Raw genomic sequence first — 18,963 nt, 5'->3', positions numbered from 1 at the left:
GCTCCGATGCAGCGGATCACGACGAGGCCTCCGTCGATGCCAGGATCTCCGCGAGGTGCACTGTTCGCACGCCGGCGCCGGACCGTGAGAGCCCGCCGCCGATGTGCATGAGACACGAGGCGTCACCGGCCGTGCAGACCTCGGCGCCCGTGTCGATCACGTGCCGCATCTTGTCGGCGAGCATGGCCGTCGAGGTGTCAGCGTTCTTCACCGAGAAGGTGCCGCCGAAGCCGCAGCACTGCTCGGCCGCGGGCAGTTCGACCAGGTCGAGGCCGCGCACCTGACGCAGCAGCCGTTGCGGGCGGTCACCGACGCGCAGCACCCGCAGCGAGTGACAGGTCGGGTGGTAGGTGACGCGGTGCGGGTAGTACGCGCCGACGTCCTCCACCTTCAACACGTCGATGAGCAGCTCCGACAGCTCGAAGGTGCGCTCGGCGACGGCCTCGGCCGCGGTGGCCAGCCCTTCGTCGCCGGCCTGCCGCGCGACCATCGCGTGCTGATGCCGGATCGAGCCGACACAGCTCCCCGACGGCGCCACCACCACGTCGCACGGCTCGAAGGTGCGCACGTAACGACGTACGAGCGGAAGGGCTTGATCTTGATAGCCCGTGTTGACGTGCATCTGGCCGCAGCAGGTCTGCTCGGGCGGGAACACGACCTCGTGGCCGAGCCGTTCGAGCAGCAGCACGGTCGCCTTCGCCGCCGCCGGGAACATGGTGTCGGCCAGGCAGGACGCGAACAGGGCTATGCGCACGGCGACCTCCTACCGGAGCAGCTCGGGAACGGCGGCCCCGCGCGGCTCGTAGCGCACCACCCGTTGAGTCTCGCGGAGCACCGAGCGCAGCGCAGCCAGGTCGCCCTCGATCACACCCGCCACCCGCGCCTGGATCAGCAGGTTCCCCAGCGCAGTGGCCTCGACCGGACCGGCCAGCACCGGGAGGCCACAAGCGTCCGCCGTGAGCTGGCACAGCAGCTCGTTTCGAGCCCCACCACCGACGATGTGGACAGCGTCCACGTGCCGTCCCGACAACTGCTGAGCCTGCTCGACGGCCTTGTGGTGAGCCAGGGCCAGACTGTCCACGATGCACCGGGTGAGCACCGCCGGGCTCGCGTCAGGCGGCAGGCCCGCCGCCTTGGCCACCCGCTGGGCCATGCCCCCGGGCGGGATGAAGCCCGGGTCGTCGAGGTCGATCACCACCGGCTTCTCACGGGACGCCGCGCGCAGCAGCTCGGTGATATCGGTCGTGCCCCACTCACGCATGCACTCCTGCAGCGGCCACAGCCCCATCACGTTGCGCAGGTAGCGGATCGTGCCGTCGACGCCGCCCTCGTTGGTGAAGTTGGCCGCCCGCGACTCGGCGCTGAGCACCGGATCCGGCAGTTCGAGCCCGACCAGTGACCAGGTGCCACACGAGATGTAGGCGAACTGCTCACCGGCGGCCGGCACCCCCACCACCGCCGACGCGGTGTCGTGTGATCCGACCGCCACCACCGGCGTACCCCCGAAGTGACCCGTCACCGAACCCGGCAGCCGGACCGGCGGCAGCAGCGAAGGCCGCAGGCCCAGCTCCGCCAGCAGCGGCGCCGACCAGTCCCGCGTCCGGACGTCGAGCAGGCCCGTCGTCGAGGCGTTCGTGTATTCGGCGCCGATCTCGCCGGTCAGCCAGTACGCGAGCAGGTCGGGGATCAGCAGCATCTGCTGCGCGAGCTCGAACTGCGGCGTCGTCCGGGCCGCGGCCAGCTGGTAGATCGTGTTGAACGGCAGCTTCTGCAGGCCGGTGATCTCGTACAGCTGCTCGTCGCCGAGGTCGAGGCGGACCCCGTCGGTGCGGCCGTCGCGGTAGTGCACCGGATTGCCCAGCAGCGCGCCCGACGCGTCGAGCAGCCCGTAGTCGACGGCCCACGAGTCGATGCCGATGCTCGCGACCGGCCCGGCCTTTCGTAGTCCTTCGAGGACTCCCCGATAAAGGCCGAGGATGTCCCAGTGCAGCGTGCCGCCCACCCGCACCGGCTCGTTGGCGAACCGGTGCGTCTCGGTGAGCTCGATCGTGCCGGCCCCGAAGCGGCCGACCATGACGCGCCCGCTGGACGCGCCGAGGTCGACCGCGGCGAAGGAAGTCATCGTAGGAAGGCCGCGGCCACGCCGGCGTCCACCGGGATGTGCAGGCCGGTCGTGTGGGTCAGGTCGCCGCCGGTCAGGGCGAAGACCGCGTTGGCCACGTGCTCGGGCAGCACCTCGCGCTTGAGCAGGGTGCGCTGCGCGTAGTACTCGCCCAGCTTCTCTTCCGGCACGCCGTAGACCGCGGCCCGCTCGGCGCCCCAGCCGCCGGCGAAGATGCCCGACCCGCGGACGACGCCATCGGGGTTGATGCCGTTGACGCGGACGCCGTGGGCGCCCAGCTCGGCCGCGAGCAGCCGCACCTGGTGGGCCTGGTCGGCCTTGGTCGCGCCGTAGGCGACGTTGTTGGTCCCGGCGAAGATCGAGTTTTTGCTGGAGATGTAGATGATGTCGCCGCCCAGGCCCTGCGCGATCATGATCCGGGCCGTCTCGCGGGAGACCAGGAACGAGCCCTTGGCCATCACGTCGTGTTGCAGGTCCCAGTCCTGCTCGGTCGTCTCGAGCAGCGGCTTCGAGATGGAGAGTCCAGCGTTGTTGACCACCAGGTCGATGCCGCCGAATTTTCTGGTCGCTTCCTGCAGCGAGGCGACGATGGAGGCGGCGTCGGTGACGTCGGCCGTCACGGCCAGGGCGACGTCGCTGCCCCCGATCTCGTCCGCCGTTTGCCGGGCGGCTTCCCCGTCGCGGTCCGCGACGACGACGCACGCGCCCTCGGCCGCGAGCCGCAGGGCGATCGCGCGGCCGATGCCCGAGCCGCCCCCGGTCACGTAGGCGATGCGGGTGGCCAGCGGCTTCGGCTTGGGCAGGCGCTGCAGCTTGGCCTCCTCGAGGGCCCAGTACTCGATGCGGAACTTCTCGGCCTCGTCGATCGGCGCGTAGGTCGACACCGACTCGGCGCCACGCATCACGTTGATCGCGTTGACGTAGAACTCGCCGGCCACGCGAGCCGTCTGCTTGTTGGCGCCGAACGAGAACATGCCCACGCCGGGCACCAGCACGATGGCCGGGTCGGCGCCGCGGATGGCCGGGCTGTCGGCGGTGGCGTGCCGGTCGTAGTAGCCGCGGTAGTCGGCGCGGTAGGCCTCGTGCAGCTCCTTGGCCCGGGCCACGACCTCGTCGAGCGGAGCGTCGGGCGCGGTGTCGAGCACCATCGGCTTGACCTTGGTCCGCAGGAAGTGGTCGGGGCAGCTGGTGCCCGTCTCGGCCAGCTCTTGAACCCGCGAACTGTTGACGAAGTCGAGCACGACGTCGCTGTCGGTGTAGTGGCCGACCTGGGTGCGGTCAGTCGAGGCGAGGCCGCGCAGCACCGGGAACAGAGCAGCGGCCCGGTCCCGCCTTGCTCCTTCCGGCGCATTTGTCACGATTTGCGGGCCGAATGGATCTTGTCGGCCGTGCTCCGCCAGATAGTCGGCGGCCTTCTTGATGATCTCGAGCGAGTTGCGTTCGCATTCCTCGCTGGTCGCGCCCCACGCCGTGATGCCGTGCCCGCCCAGGATGACGCCGATGGCCTGCGGGTTGGCCTTCTGCACGGCGGCGATGTCGAGGCCGAGCTGGAAGCCGGGCCGGCGCCACGGCACCCACAGCACCCGGTCGCCGAAGATCTCTTTGGTCAGGGCCGGGCCGTCAGCCGCGGTGGCGATCGCGATGCCCGAGTCGGGGTGCAGGTGGTCGACGTGCGGGGCGTCGACCAGGCCGTGCATCGCGGTGTCGATCGACGGGGCCGCGCCACCCCGGCCGTGCAGGCAGAAGTCGAAGGCGGCGACCATCTCGTCCTCGCGCTCGACGCCCGGGTAGGTGCGGGTCAGCGCCCGCAGCCGGTCGAGGCGGAGCACCGCGAGGCCCTTCTCGGTCAGCGTGCCGAGGTCGCCGCCGGACCCCTTGACCCACAGCAGGTCGGCCGGCTCGCCGGTGACCGGGTCGGTCTCGCTGCCCTTGGCCGAGGTGTTGCCCCCGGCGTAGTTGGTGTTGCGCGGGTCGGCGCCGAGCCGATTGCTGCGCTCCAGAAGCTCACGCACTGCGGGGTTCGTCATGATGTCCTTCGACCTCGTCGGCAACCTCGTGAAACGTTTCATACGTTGCCGCCACATTACGGGTCTGTAGCGACCCCGGTCAAGATGCCTTTGAAAATTGAAACGTGCCCTGTGCGTCGGTTCTGAGCGACGCTCGACAACGTGTCCATCCGACGAATCGGCCGCTTCCGCGCCGTTCGGCCGACCCCTAACGGGTCAACGGGCAATTAGCGCTGATCTTCGGTCTGACCTGCACCGATTCGCCCAATCTTCAGTGTTCAACCATTGTCGGCTGTGCGACTGTTGCCTCGACATCGAGAACGACGCCGTTCCTCGTGACCGAACGTGACGGCACGCCTCATGCCAGGGCAAGCCGCATGTGGCGGCACGAGAAGGAGGAGTTAAGTGGCGAACATCGAGACTTCGCTCAAGGAAGCCATGACGATCGAGGGCGCCATCGGCGTGGCGCTCGTCGACTACACCAGCGGTCTCACGCTGGGTGTCATGGGTGGCGGCCTCAACATGGACATGAACATTGCCGCCGCCGGCAACACCGACGTGATCCGGGCCAAGGTCCGCACCCTCGAGATGCTCGGCCTGGCCGACAGCATCGAGGACATCCTGATCACGCTCGACTCGCAGTACCACCTGATCCGCCTGCTCCAGGGCCGTGGCAACGAGGCGTTCTTCCTCTACCTCGCCCTGAACAAGAGCCGCGCGAACCTCGGTCTGGCCCGGCACCAGCTCCGCAAGATCGAGAGCGAGCTCGACGTATGACGGCCGTCGACGAGACCGGACTGGGCATCCGGAGCACGACGCAGCTGATCGGTGACGCTGTCAAGCAGTTCCGTGCCCAGGTGCCGGAGTGCATCGGCGCCGGTCTGGTCGACATGTCCACCGGCATGCTGCTGGCCGCCGACACCCTCGACGAGCACCCCAACGAGGTGCTCGACCTGATCGCGGCGGCCACGTTCGACCTGTTCCAGGGTCGTAACGTCGTGATGATCGAAGAGATCTTCAAGGCCCGGTACGGCGTGCTCGACGACCGCCACTACTTCCAGGAGTTCCTGGCCCAGAGCGACTCGCACGTGCACGTCTTCCTGCGCAGCGCCGGCCAGGACATCGCCGCGGTCGTGATCGCCCGCAAGACGGCGAACACGGGCATGATCCTCACGCAGGCCCGGCTCGTCATGAAGCAGCTGGACGCCGGCCTCAGCTGATGTCCGTGCCACCGCTGACGGCGGCGCTGGGCATCCCCGGCGCCCACGCGGTGTCCCTGCTCGACCCGGACGGCCCTGACGTGCTGTGGTGGGCGGGTGAGACCGCGCCGACCGAGCAGGAGGCCGCTGCCGCCGTCACGCTCGCCGCGGCGGCGGCCGGACTCGTCCTGCTCAAGGGAAACGGTGCCGACGAACTCGGCGACATCCTCCTCACCAGCGCCGACGCGTTCCACGTCGTGCGCCTGGTGGGCGAGGAGGCGCCGCTCGTCGCCCACCTGACGTTGCGCCGGGCCGACGCCAATCTGGCGATGGCCCGGCGCGAGTTCGGCTCGATCACCCAGTCGTACGCCCGAGAGCTCGTCCGGCCGGCCAACGGCAGCGCCCCCGCGCTGACCACTTCCTCCCTCAACTTCGACCTCACCCCGCGCGACCTGGGCGGGGGTACCGTCGACCTCAGCGCGTCGGTCTCCGGACTCACCCCCGAGACCGCCGATCTGCCCCGGCGGCAGCGGCCGGACCCGTCCGAGCCCGACGAGTCCTCCGCCGACCTGCTCGACCTGCTGGGACGGCCGTACGTGACCGACGACGCAATCCTCGATCGTGTGCTGGTCGCCCTCCGCAGCCTCTGACCCTCCCGGCCTCCCACCCCCTGGAGAAAGCGTTGCAACCCTCCGATCCGTACCAGGCTGTCCGAGCCGAGCTGGCCGCGCTGCGGCATCAGGTGACCGGGGTGCGCGGCTGCGTCATCGCCGGCGTCGACGGCCTGCTGATCCTGCACGACACCGTGGCCGGCCCCGAGCCCCACGACATCGCGGCGCTGGCCGCGGGCGCGCACGGGATCAGCCGTACCTGCGGGGCGGCCCTCAACCAGGGCACGTTCCAGGAGGTGACGATCCGCAACCAGGGTGGCTATCTCTCGGTGTACGCGGTGGGCGAGCTGGCACTGCTGGCCGTGATCGGCGACAGCGGTCTGAACATCGCCCGGCTGCACCTGGAGGCCCGGCCGGTGACCAACCGCCTGGCCGGCCTGCTGCGCATCCAGACGGTGGAGCACTCGGGTTACTTCGGCTGACGCTCCTGTTCGATCGACCAGGCCGCACCTCCGGCCCGGTCAGCTCTGTTTCCACAGCCGTGCGCGGGCTCACCGGGTCTGGTCCGCTCTGTTTCCACAGCCGCGCGCGGGCTCACCGGGCCTGGCTGTGGACAACCGATGGCGCCCTCCGGCCGAAAAACCGCAAAATCACCCCGTCCCTTGGGTGGGCGGGGGAGGCGGTGGCACCCCGGGCGATCTTGAGTTGTGGCGCCGACCGCGATTTCAGCGCGCGCGAGCCCGGCTCACCGTCGACGCTCGGGCGACCAGTTCGGGCGTGAATTGCAGCTGCTCGTGGCGGTGGTTCGGGTTGGTGGCCTCGTCGAGCACCAACTGGGCGGCGGCCCGGCCCAGCTCTTGGCGCGGTTGCCGCACCGAAGTGAGAGGCACGGCCGCGGCCGAGGCGAACTCGATGTCGTCGAACCCGACGATGGCCAGGTCGTCCGGCACCCGCAGGCCGGCGCCGATGCCCTGTTGCAGCAGGCCCAGCGCGAGCAGGTCGTTGAGGCAGAACGCGGCCGTCGGCCGGCGCCGCGCGGGCAGACCGGCCAGGCGCTCACCGGCCGAGCGCCCCTCGGACACGGTCATCGCGTCGGTCGGCAGATAGATCAGGTCGTCCGGGTCGCGGCCCAGCGACTCCCAGATCTCGCGCGCGCCCTGCAACCGCTCGCCCACCTGGCCCAGCGAGTCGGGCCCGCCCACGACGGCGACCCGGGTGTGGCCCTGCTCGGCCAGGTGCTCGACCGCGATGCGCCCGCCGAGCACGTCGTCGACCGAGACCGAGCAGCAGCTGTCGGCGCCGCGCACCCGGTCGACGATCACCATGGGGACGCCGCGGCGGGTCAGCTCGTCGAGGTGGGCCGCGGCCGGGTCGACCGGGGTGATGAGGATGCCCTGCACGCGCTGCTGGAGCAGGCGGTCGAGGTGCACCTCCTCGCGGGCCGCGCGGCTGTTGCTGTTGCAGATGAACAGCGACAGATCGGCGTCCTCGGCGGCCAGCTCGATGCCCTGGGCCACGTCGTGGAAGAACGGGTTGGTGCCGTCGAGCATCACGTAGGCCAGCGTGCGGCTGGTGCCGGCGCGCAGCTGGCGGGCCGACTCGTTGCGCACGAAGCCCAGCTCGGACATGGCCCGCTCGACCCGCTCGCGGGTGCGTGCGCTCACCACCTCGGGGCGGTTCATCACGTTGGAGACGGTGCCCAGCGAGACGCCGGCGGCTGCCGCGACATCTTTCACGGACGGCGTCCGGCCGTTCAGCACTGCAGCCTCCTCGACGGAGTCGTTGAAACGTTGAAGCCGAATCCTACGGCACTGGTCGTCACAAGAACGGCAGTGTTTCCACAACGTTTCTGACCAACGCTTGACAGGTGTGATCGGGGCCACCTACGTTGCTCCTACGGTCAATGAAACATTTCAACTTTCTCGACGGAGGTGGCCCGTGGCGGAGGCAAACGCCCGGCCCAGACTCGAGGTTCACGACGTCACGAAATCCTTCGGCGCCGTCGCTGCCGTGCAGGGCGTCAGCTTCCCCCTGCACCCGGGCGAGGCGCATGCGCTGGTCGGTGAGAACGGGGCCGGCAAGTCCACCATCGTGAAGATGCTGGCCGGGGTCCACCGTCCGGACACCGGCACGCTGCGGGTCGACGGTGTCGACGTGGACTTCGCCGGCCCTGCCGACGCCAAGGCGGCCGGCATCGCCGTGATCTATCAGGAACCCACCCTCTTCCCCGACCTGTCGGTGGCCGAGAACATCGCGATCGGCAACCAGCCGCTGACCAGGCTGCGGCAGATCGACCGCAGAGAGATGACGGCCAACGCCGAGCGGCTGTTCCAGCGGCTCGGCGTCCCGCTCGACCCGAGCCGGCCCGCCCGTGGCCTGTCGATCGCCGACCAGCAACTGGTCGAGATCGCCAAGGCGCTGTCGGCCGAGGCCCGGGTGCTGATCATGGATGAGCCCACCGCGGCCCTGTCCGCTGTCGAGGTCGAGCGGCTGTTCGCGGTGGTGCGGTCGCTGCGCGACGAGGGCGCGGCGATCATGTTCATCTCGCACCGGTTCGAAGAGATCACCGCCCTCTGCGAGCGGGTGACGATCATGCGGGACGGCAAGCACGTCGCCACCGAACTGGTCGCCGAGCTCAGCGTCGACGACATGATCCGGCGCATGGTCGGCCGCGATCTGAGCGCGCTCTTCCCCAAGCAGGACGTCGAGCCGGGCGAGGTCGTGCTCGAGGTCGAGGGCCTGTCCCGCGAGGGCGTCTTCAAAGACATTTCCTTCTCCGTACGGTCCGGGGAGATCGTCGCTCTGGCCGGGCTCGTCGGCGCCGGCCGTTCCGAGGTCATGCAGGCCGTGTTCGGGGTGGACCCCTACGACTCGGGGACCGTCAAGGTCCACGGCCGGCGACTCAGGAAGGGCCTGCCGCGCGCGGCCATGGCGGCCGGCATGGCGCTCGTCCCCGAGGACCGTCGCCAGCAGGGCCTGGTCATGGAGCTCTCGATCGAACGCAACGTGACCCTGCCCCGGGCGCGCAAGCTGGCCCGCCTCGGTCTGCTGTTCGGTGGCGCCGAGCGCGAGGCGGCTCTGACCTGGACCCAGAAGCTGCAGACCAAGCTGGGCCGGCTCAGCGATGCCGTGGGCACGTTGTCGGGCGGCAACCAGCAGAAGGTCGTACTGGCCAAATGGCTGGCCACCGGGCCCAAGCTGCTGATCGTCGACGAGCCCACCCGCGGCATCGACGTCGGCACCAAGGCCGAGGTGCACCGGCTGATGTCGTCGCTGGCCGCCGATGGCCTCGCGGTCGTCATGGTCTCGTCGGAGCTGCCCGAGGTGCTGGGCATGGCCGACCGGATCGTGGTGCTGCGCGAGGGCCGCATCGCCGCCCAGCTCACCCGGGCCGAGGCCACCGAGGAGTCAGTCATGTACGCCGCCATGGGACAGGAGGTCTCGGTATGACCGGGACACTCGTGATCGGAGGCTCGGCGTGACTGTCACCTCCGACCGGCCCACTCCGACCGACGCCCCGCTCGGCACCCCGGCCCCCAAACGCTTCGCCGGCCTGTTGAAAACGCGCGAACTGGGCATCGTGCTCGCCCTCGCGCTGCTGGTCGCGTACACCGCGATCGACAACCCGCGGTTCCTCAGCGGACAGAGCATCCGCGACAACCTGCTGAACACGGCGATCCTGGCGGTCATGGCGACCGGCCAGGCCATCGTGGTGATCACCCGCAACATCGACCTCAGCGTCGGCTCGGTGCTCGGCATCAGCGCGTTCGCCGTGGCCACGATGATGAGCAACAACCAGGACCTGCCGATGATCGTCGCGCTGCTGGCCGGCCTGGCCATCGGCGCGGTGGCCGGCCTGCTCAACGGCGTGCTGGTGCGCTACGGCAAGGTGCCCGCGCTGGTCGTCACCCTGGGCACGCTCTACATCTACCGCGGCATCACGTACTCGTGGGCCGGCGGCTCACAGGTCAACGCGGACGAGTTGCCCGGCAACTTCCTGACGTTCGCCAACGACAGCCTGCTCGGGATCCCGTGGCTGGTGCTGATCGCGCTGGTCGTGATCGCCGCCGGATCGGTGATGATGCGCAACTACCGGATCGGCCGCGAGCTGTACGCGATCGGCTCGAGCCCGGCCGCGGCCGAGCTGGCCGGCATTAAAGTCGCCCGCAACCTGCTCAGCGCGTTCGTGATCAGCGGCGCCCTGGCCGGGCTGGCCGGGGTGCTCTACGCGGCCCGGTTCGGCACGGTCGACGCCGCGGCCGGCAACGGCTACGAGCTCAACGTGGTGGCGGCGGTCGTGGTCGGCGGCGTGGCCGTCTTCGGCGGCAGCGGCTCGGTGTGGGGGGCCGCGCTCGGCGCCCTGCTGCTCACGGTGATCGGCAGCGCCCTGGCGGTGCTCGACATCAACCAGTTCTGGCAGCAGGCCATCGTGGGCGCGCTGATCATCCTGGCCATCTGCGCCGACCGCCTGGTCGCCTTCCGCATCGCCCGCTCGCTCCGGAAGAGGGACGCGCATGTCTGACACCTTGCGTAAAGGCGGCGCGCCGCAAGAGATCGACTTGGACAAGCGGCCCGCGAACAACCGCAGCGCCGTCCTCAAGAGCCGGCTGACCAGCTGGGACAGCATCATCCTGGTGCTCACCGTCCTGGTGCTGATCGTGGCGTCGGGCACTGTGGACAACTTCGGCACCAGCCGGAACTTCACGTTCATGGTGCTCGACCTGCTGCCCATCATCCTGATCGCGCTGCCGATGACGATGATCATCGTGACCGGCGAGATCGACCTGTCGGTGGCCAGCACCCTGGGCCTGACCAGCTCGATGATGGGCTGGCTGTGGAACCAGGGCCTGTCGATCGAATCGATCATCCCGCTCTGCATCGTGATCGGCGCCATTTGTGGTGTGGTCAACGGCTTCCTGATCACCGGGCTCGGCCTGCCCTCGCTGGCGGTCACCATCGGCACCCTGGCCCTCTACCGCGGTCTCGCGTTCGTCGTGCTCGGTGACGGCGCCGTGGCCGACTTCCCCTGGAACTACACCGGGTGGGTGACCGGAACGATCGGCGGTGGCGCCGTACCCAATGTCTTGATCTTGATTGTGGTTCTGGCCCTGATCTTCGGGATCGTGCAGCACGCCACGCCGTTCGGCCGCTCGCTCTACGCCATCGGGGCCAACGCGCAGGCCGCCCACTTCTCCGGCATCCGGGTCGCAAGAACCAAGTTCTGGCTGTACGTGGCCAGTGGCGCGGTGGCCGGCCTCGTCGGTGTGCTGTGGACACTGCGCTACTCCAGCGCCCGGGCCGACAACGGCGCGGGCCTCGAACTCGCCGTCGTCGCGGCCGTCCTGCTGGGCGGGGTGTCGATCTTCGGCGGCAAGGGCAGCCTGCCCGGCGTGCTGGCCGGTGTGGTGCTGCTGACCGCGCTGCAGAACGCGCTGCGCCTGGAGGACGTCTCCGGGCAGGCGCTCAACATCGTCACGGGCTCCCTGCTCGTGCTCTCCGTACTGCTTCCGAACATCACCACCGCCGTACGCAGTAATTGGCACCGCCGCAGGCTGCGGCAAGCCGCTTCCCGATAGCCCCTGAGTGAATGGAGTACCCAGTGCTTCGCTCCCCCCGGACGCTACTGTCCGTTACTTCGGCCGCACTGCTGGTCGCCGGGCTCACCGCCTGTAGCGGCACCACCAAAGACAGCGCCTCCACCTCGAGCGGCGGTGGCCAGTCGGCCGCGGCGGCCGACCCCAACGCGGCGGTCAAGGAGGGCCTCAAGATCGCCTTCCTGCCGAAGCAGCTCAACAACCCGTACTCGGACGTCGAGACCGGCGGCGGCAAGGTCGCCGTCGAGGAGCTCAAGGGCGAGTACAAGCTGGTCGGCCCGAACGACGCGTCCGCCTCGTCCCAGGTGTCCTACATCAACACGCTGATCCAGCAGCAGCAGGACGTGATCGTGGTGGCGGCCAACGACCCCAACGCGGTCTGCCCGTCGCTCAACCAGGCCCGCGCGGCCAAGATCAAGGTCATCACGTTCGACTCGGACGCCTCCAAGGACTGCCGCGACGCGTTCATCAACCAGGCCACCACGCAGGGCATCGGCGAGTCGCTGGCCAAGATGGCGCTCGAGCAGGCCGGCGGCGAGGGCGAGATCGCGGTCCTCTCGGCCACCCCCAACGCCACGAACCAGAACTCCTGGATCAAGGTCATGCAGGAGGAGCTCAAGAAGCCCGAGTACGCCAAGCTGAAGCTGGTCAAGGTGGCCTACGGCAACGACGACGACCAGAAGTCGTTCCAGGAGGCCCAGGGTCTGCTGCAGTCGTACCCGAACCTGAAGGCGATCGTCGCCCCGACCACGGTCGGCATCGCCGCGGCGGCCCGCTACATCTCGTCGTCCAGCTACAAGGGCAAGGTCGCGGTGACCGGCCTCGGCCTGCCCAACCAGATGCGCGAGTACGTCAAGAACGACACCGTGAAGAAGTTCGCGCTGTGGAACCCGGCCGACATCGGCTACCTCGCCGCGTTCGCGGGGGCCAACATGGCCTCGGGCAAGATCACCGGCGCCGAGGGCGAGAAGTTCACCGCCGGCAAGCTCGGCGAGTACACGATCGGCGCCGACGGCGAGATCGTCCTCGGTCCGCCGACCGAGTTCACCAAGGAAAACATCGACCAGTTCAACTTCTAGAAGGTCGTACGAAAATGCGCTACTGCTTCCAGCTCCAGGTCCGCCCCGAGCGGATGGCGGAGTACGTGGAGCGGCACCAGGCCGTGTGGCCCGAGATGCAGGACGCACTTCGGGCCACCGGCTGGCGCAACTACTCCCTCTTCCTCCGCGGTGACGGGCTGCTCATCGGCTACGTCGAGGCGGACGATCTCGAGGCGTCCCAGGCGGCAATGGCGGCGCTGGACGTCAACACCAGGTGGCAAGCGGAAATGGCGGGGTTCTTCGCCGGCGGCGGGCCCAACGACGAAGGGTTCCCGCTGCTCGCCGAGGTGTTCCACCTTTCCGAAAGTTCTCAGGAGACCCCATGACCGACCTCGCCGCCGTCAAGCGCGCCCTGACGGCCCAGCGCATCGAGACCCCGTCGTGGGCCTACGCCAACTCGGGCACCCGCTTCAAGGTCTTCGCCCAGCCCGGGGTGCCGCGCACCCCCGAGGAGAAGATCGCCGACGCCGCCACCGTGCACCGGTTCACCGGCGTCGCGCCCGTGGTCGCCCTGCACATCCCCTGGGACAAGGTCGACGACTACGCGGCCCTGGGGTCGTACGCCCGGGATCTGGGGGTGGAGATCGGCGCCATCAACACGAACGTCTTCCAGGACGACGACTACAAGCTGGGCTCGGTCACCAACCCCGACGCCGGGATCCGCCGCAAGGCCACCGACCACCTGCTCGAGGCCATCGACATCATGGGCCAGACCGGGTCGCGCGACCTGAAGCTGTGGTTCTCCGACGGCATCAACTACCCCGGCCAGGACGACCTGCGCGACCGCCAGGACAGGCTGGCCGCGGCGCTGCGCGAGGCGTACGACCGGTTGACCGGCAACCAGCGGATGCTGCTCGAGTACAAGCTGTTCGAGCCGGCCTTCTACGCCACGGACGTGCCGGACTGGGGCACGTCGTACGCGCACTGCCTGGAACTGGGCGAGCGGGCCACGGTCTGCATCGACACCGGCCACCACGCGCCGAGCACGAACATCGAGTTCATCGTCGCGTTCCTGCTGCGCCAGCAGAAGCTGGGCGCCTTCGACTTCAACAGCCGCTTCTACGCCGACGACGACCTGATGGTCGGCGCGGCCGACCCGTTCCAGCTGTTCCGCATCATGTACGAGATCGTCCGCGGCGGCGCCCTGGACCCGGCGTACGGCATCGCGTTCATGCTCGACCAGTGCCACAACATCGAGCGCAAGATCCCGGCGATCATCCGCTCGGTCATGAACGTCCAGGAGGCCACGGCCAAGGCCCTGCTGGTCGACCGCGACGCCCTGACGAAGGCCCAGCAGTCCGGCGACGTCCTGGAAGCAAACGCGGTCTTCATGGACGCCTACAACACCGACGTCCGCCCCCTGCTGGCCGAGGTCCGCGCCGACGCCGGCCTCGACCCCAACCCCATCACCGCCTACCGAGCCAGCGGCTACGACGAAAAAATCACCGCCGACCGCGTAGGCGGCACCCAGGCCGGCTGGGGCGCCTAACCCCCGACGGCACGAATCCCCGCTCCCGGCGCCGACCCGGGACGGGGATTCGTGCTGTCAGCCGTCTGTCGGTACGTCGCTATTGCTCGAGTTCGAGACGACGCGAACGAGATCCGACTCGTCGCTACCCGCGCGTGGGCTTTCACTCATTGCGTCAGGCCGAGCTCATCCTGCAGCGCGGCCAAGTCGGCCAGCGGTCGGAGTGACCTCGGCCTTCCCCGGAGAGACCAGAATCTCTTCGCCGCGCGCCCGTGCGTCGATCCACCGGGAGACCAGCTCTGCCGTCTCACGCGACAGCTCTACCTGCACTTCATCGCCAGAACTGTCGAGCGCGCGATGGAGAGCGCCGGCATCACGGGTAAGAAGATCACTCATATAGCTGCTCCATCTGCTCTAACTGTTCCAACTGCAGCAAGTGCAGCGCTGTCAGCTGACGTCGTCAGTTTGCTCAGGCCGGGGCTGTCGTGGCCGATTTGAGGGGCCAACTTCAGCGACGGGGGCCACGGATGGAGCAGTACCTCAATACCGCGTACGACGTGACGAATGGGCTTTTCGGGCCGGAGTCGGGCATTCCGTGGTGGGCGTGGATGGCTGTGGTCGGGGCCATGTTCTGGAAGGTGGCGGTCAAGGAGCCCAAGACGGCCACCGACCGCGACAACGAGATGCTCGGTGAGATGTTCGGGGACGGCAAGAAGAAGAAGTAGCCGGCGCCGGTTGCCCGGCGCCGGCTGGGGATGGGGACGGGTCAAGCCGTGGGTGGGGGTGGCTCGGCGGCGCCGGTCATGATGGCCACTGCCTCGCTCATCGAGTGGCTCTTCGGGGTGATCACCGTGGCCCGGCGGCCCAGCCGCTGGATGTGGATGCGGTCGGCGATCTCGAACACGTGCGGCATGTTGTGGCTGATCAGGATGACCGGCAGGCCGCGGTCGCGGACGTCGCGGATCAGTTGCAGGACGCGGTTGCCCTCCTTGACGCCCAGGGCCGCGGTCGGCTCGTCGAGGATCACCACCTTGCTGCCGAACGCGGCCGAGCGGGCCACCGCCACCGCCTGCCGCTGACCGCCCGAAAGCGACTCGACGGCTTGGCCGATGTTCTGCAACGTGGCTACACCCAGTTCGCTCATGTGCCGCTTGGCTTCCGAGCGCATGTGGTTGCGGTCGAGCATCCGGAACACCGAACCGAGCGGGCCGGCCCGGCGCTGCTCGCGACCGAGGAACAGGTTGTCGGCGATGTCGAGACCGGGGGCGACAGCCAGCGTCTGATAGACGGTCTCGATGCCGGCCGACCGCGCGTCCATGGGCGTACGAAATTGGACTTGACGCCCATCCAGGTAGATCTCGCCGCTGTCCGGCACGAGGGCACCGGAGAGGGCCTTGATCAGGCTCGATTTGCCGGCGCCGTTGTCGCCGATGACGGCCAGGATCTCGCCCGGGTAGAGCTCGAGGTCGCTGCCGTCGATGGCGACGACCCGCCCGTACTTCTTGACCAGCCCTTTGGCCTGCAGCACAGGCGTGCGGTCGGGGGCGGCGTGGCTCATGTCTTCACCTTCCTGATCCACTGGTCGAGCGAGACCGCGATGAGCACGAGCAGGCCGATCGCGAAGCCCTGCCAGACCACCTCGACGCCGGCCAGTTGCAGGCCGTTGCGGAACACGCCGACGATGAGCGCGCCGATCAGCGTGCCGATCACCGCGCCGCGCCCGCCGAAGAGGCTGGTGCCGCCGAGCACGACCGCGGTGATCGAGTCGAGGTTGTACTCGACGCCCACGTTCGGGCTGGCCGACGCGAGCCGGCCGATCAGGATCCAGCCGCCGATCGCATACAGCAGGCCGGCCACGGTGTAGACCGAGAACAACACCCTTCCCGTACGGATACCGGCGAGCCGGGCCGCCTCGGCGTCATCACCGGTGGCGTACACGTGTTTGCCCCACGCCGTGGATCGCAACGCGTAGAAGAAGAACCCGAACAGCAAAAGCATGATGATCGACCCGTACGTCAATCGGAAGTTGCCGATCGGGATCGAGTCGCCCGTCCACGTCATGATCCCGGGCATGTCCGAGCCGCGCACCGTCTCGCTGTTGCTGACGACCGAGTTCAGCGAGAAGAAAATGGTCAGCGTGCCCAGCGTGACGATGAACGGTGGCAGTTTTATCCGCGTCACCAGGAAGCCGTTGAGCGCGCCCATGGCCGTGCCGCAGGCGAAGCCGAGCAGCAGCGCGATCACCCCGGTCACCCCGGCGTCGACGCAGAACGTGGCCATCAGGATCGACGAGAAGACCGCGATCGCGCCGGCCGACAGGTCGATCCCGGCGGTCAGGATGATCAGCGTCTGCCCGAGGGCCAGCGTGGCGATGACCGTGACCTGTTGCAGCACGAGCGAGAGGTTCGTCGCCGTGAAGAACCGCCCGTTGACGATCGAGAAGGCGATGATCGCGACGAGCAGCACGGCCAGCGGCCCGAGGATCGGGTTGGCGTGCAGGAGATGTTGGATGCGCAGGCCGAGCGAGTCGTTCTTGCGCACGTCGAAGTCGGCGGTGGCAGTCGCCATAATCAACCCCAGCAGTTCTGCTTGCCCCACGCGGAGTCTTTCGCCTCCACGCCGGCCTGCGGGTCGTCGGTGATCAGTTCGGTTCCGGTGTCGTAGAAGTCCTTGCCCGGCGTCGCCTCGGGCCGGGTGCCGTCCTTGGCGTACGCGGCGATGGCGTCGATGCCGAGCTGCGCCATCTTGAGCGGGAACTGCATCGAGGTGGCCCCGATGATCCCCTTGGACACGTTGTCGACCCCGGGGCAGCCACCGTCGATCGAGACGATGACGGTGTCCTTCTCCTTGCCGGCCGCTTGCAGGGCCAGGTAGGCCCCGGCCGCGGCGGGCTCGTTGATCGTGTAGACCAGGTTGATCGTGGAGTCCTTCTGCAGCAGGTTCTCCATGGCGGTGCGGCCGCCGTCCTCGGCCCCGTCGGTGACGTCGTGCCCGGCGATCCGCGGGTCGTTCTCGTCGCCGATCCGGTTGGGGTCGCCGATGTCGATACCGAAGCCGTCGAGGAAGCCCTGGTCGCGCTTGACGTCGACCGAGACCTGGTTGGCGTTGAGGTCGAGCATGGCGATCTTCGCCTGCTTGCCGTCCTTCTCGAACTTCGCCCTGGCCCACTGCCCGATCAGCTTGCCGGCCTCGTAGTTGTCGGTGGCGAAGGTGGCGTCGGCCGCGTTGGGCGGGTCGACCGGGGTGTCCAGGGCGATCACCAGCATGTCCTGCTCGTGCGCCTTGTCGATCGAGGGCACGATCGCCTTGGAGTCGTTGGGGGTGATCAGGAAGCCCTTGGCGCCGAACGACATCAGGTTCTCGATCGCCTGCACCTGGGCCTCGTTGTCGCCGTCCTGCTTGCCGGCGAAGCTCTGCAGCTCCACGCCCTGGGTCTTGGCGGCGTCCTGGGCGCCCTTTCTCATCTGGACGAAGAAGGGGTTGGTGTCGGTCTTGGTGATGAGCCCGACGACATCTTCACCTGTACCGCGGTTGCACGCCGCAGTGCCGAGAATCAGCGTCACCACGCAGCCTGCGGCCAGCACTTTTCGTCGCATGCTCCCTCCCAATCGATTTAGCCCTTCCAACCACCCCGCCACCGCCCTTAAACGGACTGAAGACTGCAAATGGAGGGACAACGTTGTCTCGCAGTAGACGCCTGCCGTCATCTCGTGTCAACAATGAGTTTCCAAGATGTTGCGATGCGTGATCAACATCGACGGAGGTTGATGGATGACACCCAATCGGCCGACCATGAACGACGTCGCCCGCACCGCCGGGGTGAGCCTCAAGACGGTGTCCCGGGTGGTCAACGGCGAGACGACGGTGGCCCCGGAACTGGCCGCCCGCGTCCACGCGGCGGTTGAGTCACTCGACTACCGCCCACACTTGGGCGCCAGCATGCTGCGCCGCAACGACCGTCGCACGAGGACGATCGGCGTGCTGCTCGACGACGTGTCCCACCCGTTCTCGGCCGCGCTGCACCGGGCCGTCGAGGACCAGGCCCGGGCCGGCGGCATCCACGTGCTGACCGGCAGCCTCGACCGTGATCCCGTACGGGAAAAGGCCCTGACCGCCGCGTTCGCCGAGCGCCAGACGGACGGGTTGATCCTGGCCCCGAGCGGCGCCGAGCTGGACCCGCACGAGATGCCGGTGGTCTACGTCGACCGCGTCCCGACCGGCGCCACGGGCGACACGGTGGTCTCGACCAACGTCTCCGGAGCGGCCGGCGCCGTACGCCATTTGATCGCCCACGGCCACCGCCGGATCGGCTTCCTCGGCGGCGACCGGCATCTGTCCACCGCCCGCGACCGCTACGCCGGCTACCAGCGGGCGCTCGGCCGCCGGGCCGGGCCCGCGGTGCACGATCTGCACGATCCGACCGACGCCGAACGGGCCGCGGTGTCCATGCTGCGCACCGCCGACCCGCCGACGGCCCTGTTCACCACCCAGAGCATGGTGACCATCGGCGTCGTGCGGGCGCTGCGCCGCCTGGGCCGCGAGCACTCGGTGGCCCTGGTCGGCTTTGACGACTTCCCGCTGGCCGACCTGCTCGACCCGCCGGTCACGGTCGTGGCTCAAGACCCGGCCCGAATGGGCCGCACGGCCGCCACCGCTCTTTTCGAACGCATAGACGGTCACGACGGCCCGCCGCGCGAGATCCGCATCCCCACCACCCTGATCGCCCGCGGCTCCGGCGAGCTGTGAGCATGATCCAGGATGCATCCCGCACCCGTCCGCCGAGGCGGGGTGATTCCCGGAAAACCCCGTATCACCAGGACTTTTACGTAGTTGATCTCTCTAGTCGCACTGTCGCGGCGTTGT

At 68.7% G+C, this 18,963-nt stretch carries 20 protein-coding genes; 12 read left to right on the top strand and 8 right to left on the bottom strand.

What is annotated here, in order from left to right; translation table 11 throughout:
* Window positions 1–16: 16 nt before the first annotated feature.
* Genes M1L60_RS23400 through M1L60_RS23390 form a run of 3 tightly spaced genes read right to left on the bottom strand, consistent with a single transcriptional unit; the run spans window position 17 to window position 4,149 of the window.
* Window positions 17–754: a (Fe-S)-binding protein gene (locus M1L60_RS23400; RefSeq protein ID WP_253239618.1), complete on the bottom strand. Its 738-nt coding sequence runs from the start codon at window positions 752–754 to the stop codon at window positions 17–19.
* 9 nt (window positions 755–763) lie between these two features.
* Window positions 764–2,122, bottom strand: a complete 1,359-nt coding sequence (locus tag M1L60_RS23395) for a rhamnulokinase (RefSeq protein WP_253239617.1) — start codon at window positions 2,120–2,122, stop codon at window positions 764–766.
* The gene (locus tag M1L60_RS23390; RefSeq protein ID WP_253239616.1) at window positions 2,119–4,149 is read right to left on the bottom strand and encodes a bifunctional aldolase/short-chain dehydrogenase; all 2,031 of its coding nucleotides are present in this window, start codon (window positions 4,147–4,149) and stop codon (window positions 2,119–2,121) included. Before M1L60_RS23390 ends, M1L60_RS23395 begins: the two co-directional genes overlap by 4 nt.
* 384 nt (window positions 4,150–4,533) lie before the next feature.
* On the opposite strand from M1L60_RS23390, the gene M1L60_RS23385 reads away from it, so the two are divergent.
* Genes M1L60_RS23385 through M1L60_RS23370 form a run of 4 tightly spaced genes read left to right on the top strand, consistent with a single transcriptional unit; the run spans window position 4,534 to window position 6,420 of the window.
* Entirely contained in the window at window positions 4,534–4,905 is a 372-nt protein-coding gene (locus M1L60_RS23385; RefSeq protein ID WP_250002441.1) for a hypothetical protein, read from the top strand.
* A complete protein-coding gene (locus M1L60_RS23380; RefSeq protein WP_253239615.1) occupies window positions 4,902–5,348 on the top strand; it encodes a hypothetical protein in 447 nt (148 codons plus the stop codon). Before M1L60_RS23385 ends, M1L60_RS23380 begins: the two co-directional genes overlap by 4 nt.
* A complete protein-coding gene (locus M1L60_RS23375) occupies window positions 5,348–5,977 on the top strand; it encodes a hypothetical protein (RefSeq protein ID WP_253239614.1) in 630 nt (209 codons plus the stop codon). Before M1L60_RS23380 ends, M1L60_RS23375 begins: the two co-directional genes overlap by 1 nt.
* 32 nt (window positions 5,978–6,009) lie before the next feature.
* Window positions 6,010–6,420 carry a roadblock/LC7 domain-containing protein gene (locus tag M1L60_RS23370; protein WP_253239613.1) on the top strand — a complete coding sequence of 137 codons (411 nt, stop codon included), beginning with the start codon at window positions 6,010–6,012 and terminating at the stop codon, window positions 6,418–6,420.
* A gap of 243 nt (window positions 6,421–6,663) precedes the next feature.
* On the opposite strand, the gene M1L60_RS23365 is transcribed toward M1L60_RS23370, so the two are convergent.
* A complete protein-coding gene (locus M1L60_RS23365; protein WP_253239612.1) occupies window positions 6,664–7,698 on the bottom strand; it encodes a LacI family DNA-binding transcriptional regulator in 1,035 nt (344 codons plus the stop codon).
* 178 nt (window positions 7,699–7,876) lie between these two features.
* Here M1L60_RS23365 and M1L60_RS23360 point away from each other — a divergent pair, with 178 nt between their 5' ends.
* The 6 genes from M1L60_RS23360 to rhaI are packed head-to-tail and all read left to right on the top strand — an operon-like array spanning window position 7,877 to window position 14,121.
* Window positions 7,877–9,388: a sugar ABC transporter ATP-binding protein gene (locus tag M1L60_RS23360; protein ID WP_253239611.1), complete on the top strand. Its 1,512-nt coding sequence runs from the start codon at window positions 7,877–7,879 to the stop codon at window positions 9,386–9,388.
* Window positions 9,389–9,416: 28 nt separating this feature from the next.
* Window positions 9,417–10,460: an ABC transporter permease gene (locus tag M1L60_RS23355; RefSeq protein WP_253239610.1), complete on the top strand. Its 1,044-nt coding sequence runs from the start codon at window positions 9,417–9,419 to the stop codon at window positions 10,458–10,460.
* Window positions 10,453–11,514 carry an ABC transporter permease gene (locus tag M1L60_RS23350; RefSeq protein WP_253239609.1) on the top strand — a complete coding sequence of 354 codons (1,062 nt, stop codon included), beginning with the start codon at window positions 10,453–10,455 and terminating at the stop codon, window positions 11,512–11,514. Before M1L60_RS23355 ends, M1L60_RS23350 begins: the two co-directional genes overlap by 8 nt.
* A gap of 23 nt (window positions 11,515–11,537) precedes the next feature.
* Window positions 11,538–12,611: a rhamnose ABC transporter substrate-binding protein gene (gene rhaS / locus M1L60_RS23345; protein WP_253239608.1), complete on the top strand. Its 1,074-nt coding sequence runs from the start codon at window positions 11,538–11,540 to the stop codon at window positions 12,609–12,611.
* Between the two features lie 14 nt (window positions 12,612–12,625).
* On the top strand, window positions 12,626–12,958 hold the full coding sequence (locus tag M1L60_RS23340) for an L-rhamnose mutarotase (RefSeq protein ID WP_253239607.1): 333 nt from the start codon (window positions 12,626–12,628) through the stop codon (window positions 12,956–12,958).
* Window positions 12,955–14,121, top strand: a complete 1,167-nt coding sequence (rhaI, locus tag M1L60_RS23335; RefSeq protein ID WP_253239606.1) for an L-rhamnose isomerase — start codon at window positions 12,955–12,957, stop codon at window positions 14,119–14,121. Before M1L60_RS23340 ends, rhaI begins: the two co-directional genes overlap by 4 nt.
* A gap of 165 nt (window positions 14,122–14,286) precedes the next feature.
* On the opposite strand, the gene M1L60_RS23330 is transcribed toward rhaI, so the two are convergent.
* Window positions 14,287–14,496, bottom strand: a complete 210-nt coding sequence (locus M1L60_RS23330; RefSeq protein WP_253239605.1) for a hypothetical protein — start codon at window positions 14,494–14,496, stop codon at window positions 14,287–14,289.
* A 131-nt stretch (window positions 14,497–14,627) separates the two neighbouring features.
* Between M1L60_RS23330 and M1L60_RS23325 the strand changes: the two genes are divergently transcribed.
* Window positions 14,628–14,825, top strand: a complete 198-nt coding sequence (locus M1L60_RS23325; RefSeq protein WP_253239604.1) for a hypothetical protein — start codon at window positions 14,628–14,630, stop codon at window positions 14,823–14,825.
* A 41-nt stretch (window positions 14,826–14,866) separates the two neighbouring features.
* Here M1L60_RS23325 and M1L60_RS23320 read toward each other — a convergent pair whose 3' ends face one another.
* Genes M1L60_RS23320 through M1L60_RS23310 form a run of 3 tightly spaced genes read right to left on the bottom strand, consistent with a single transcriptional unit; the run spans window position 14,867 to window position 17,696 of the window.
* Window positions 14,867–15,658, bottom strand: a complete 792-nt coding sequence (locus M1L60_RS23320; RefSeq protein ID WP_253239603.1) for an ATP-binding cassette domain-containing protein — start codon at window positions 15,656–15,658, stop codon at window positions 14,867–14,869.
* Window positions 15,655–16,668, bottom strand: coding sequence for an ABC transporter permease (locus tag M1L60_RS23315; RefSeq protein WP_253239602.1), 1,014 nt, complete (start codon window positions 16,666–16,668; stop codon window positions 15,655–15,657). The genes M1L60_RS23320 and M1L60_RS23315 overlap by 4 nt, the downstream gene beginning before the upstream one ends.
* A 2-nt stretch (window positions 16,669–16,670) precedes the next feature.
* Window positions 16,671–17,696, bottom strand: coding sequence for a sugar ABC transporter substrate-binding protein (locus M1L60_RS23310; RefSeq protein ID WP_253239601.1), 1,026 nt, complete (start codon window positions 17,694–17,696; stop codon window positions 16,671–16,673).
* 175 nt (window positions 17,697–17,871) lie between these two features.
* Between M1L60_RS23310 and M1L60_RS23305 the strand changes: the two genes are divergently transcribed.
* Window positions 17,872–18,846 carry a LacI family DNA-binding transcriptional regulator gene (locus M1L60_RS23305; protein WP_253239600.1) on the top strand — a complete coding sequence of 325 codons (975 nt, stop codon included), beginning with the start codon at window positions 17,872–17,874 and terminating at the stop codon, window positions 18,844–18,846.
* Window positions 18,847–18,963 lie beyond the last annotated feature (117 nt).

The organism is Paractinoplanes aksuensis, assembly GCF_024137025.1.
Classification (GTDB): Bacteria; Actinomycetota; Actinomycetes; order Mycobacteriales; family Micromonosporaceae; genus Actinoplanes; species Actinoplanes aksuensis.
Note: the sequence above shows the minus strand (reverse complement) of the source record. Positions and strands in the feature narration are given on the sequence as shown.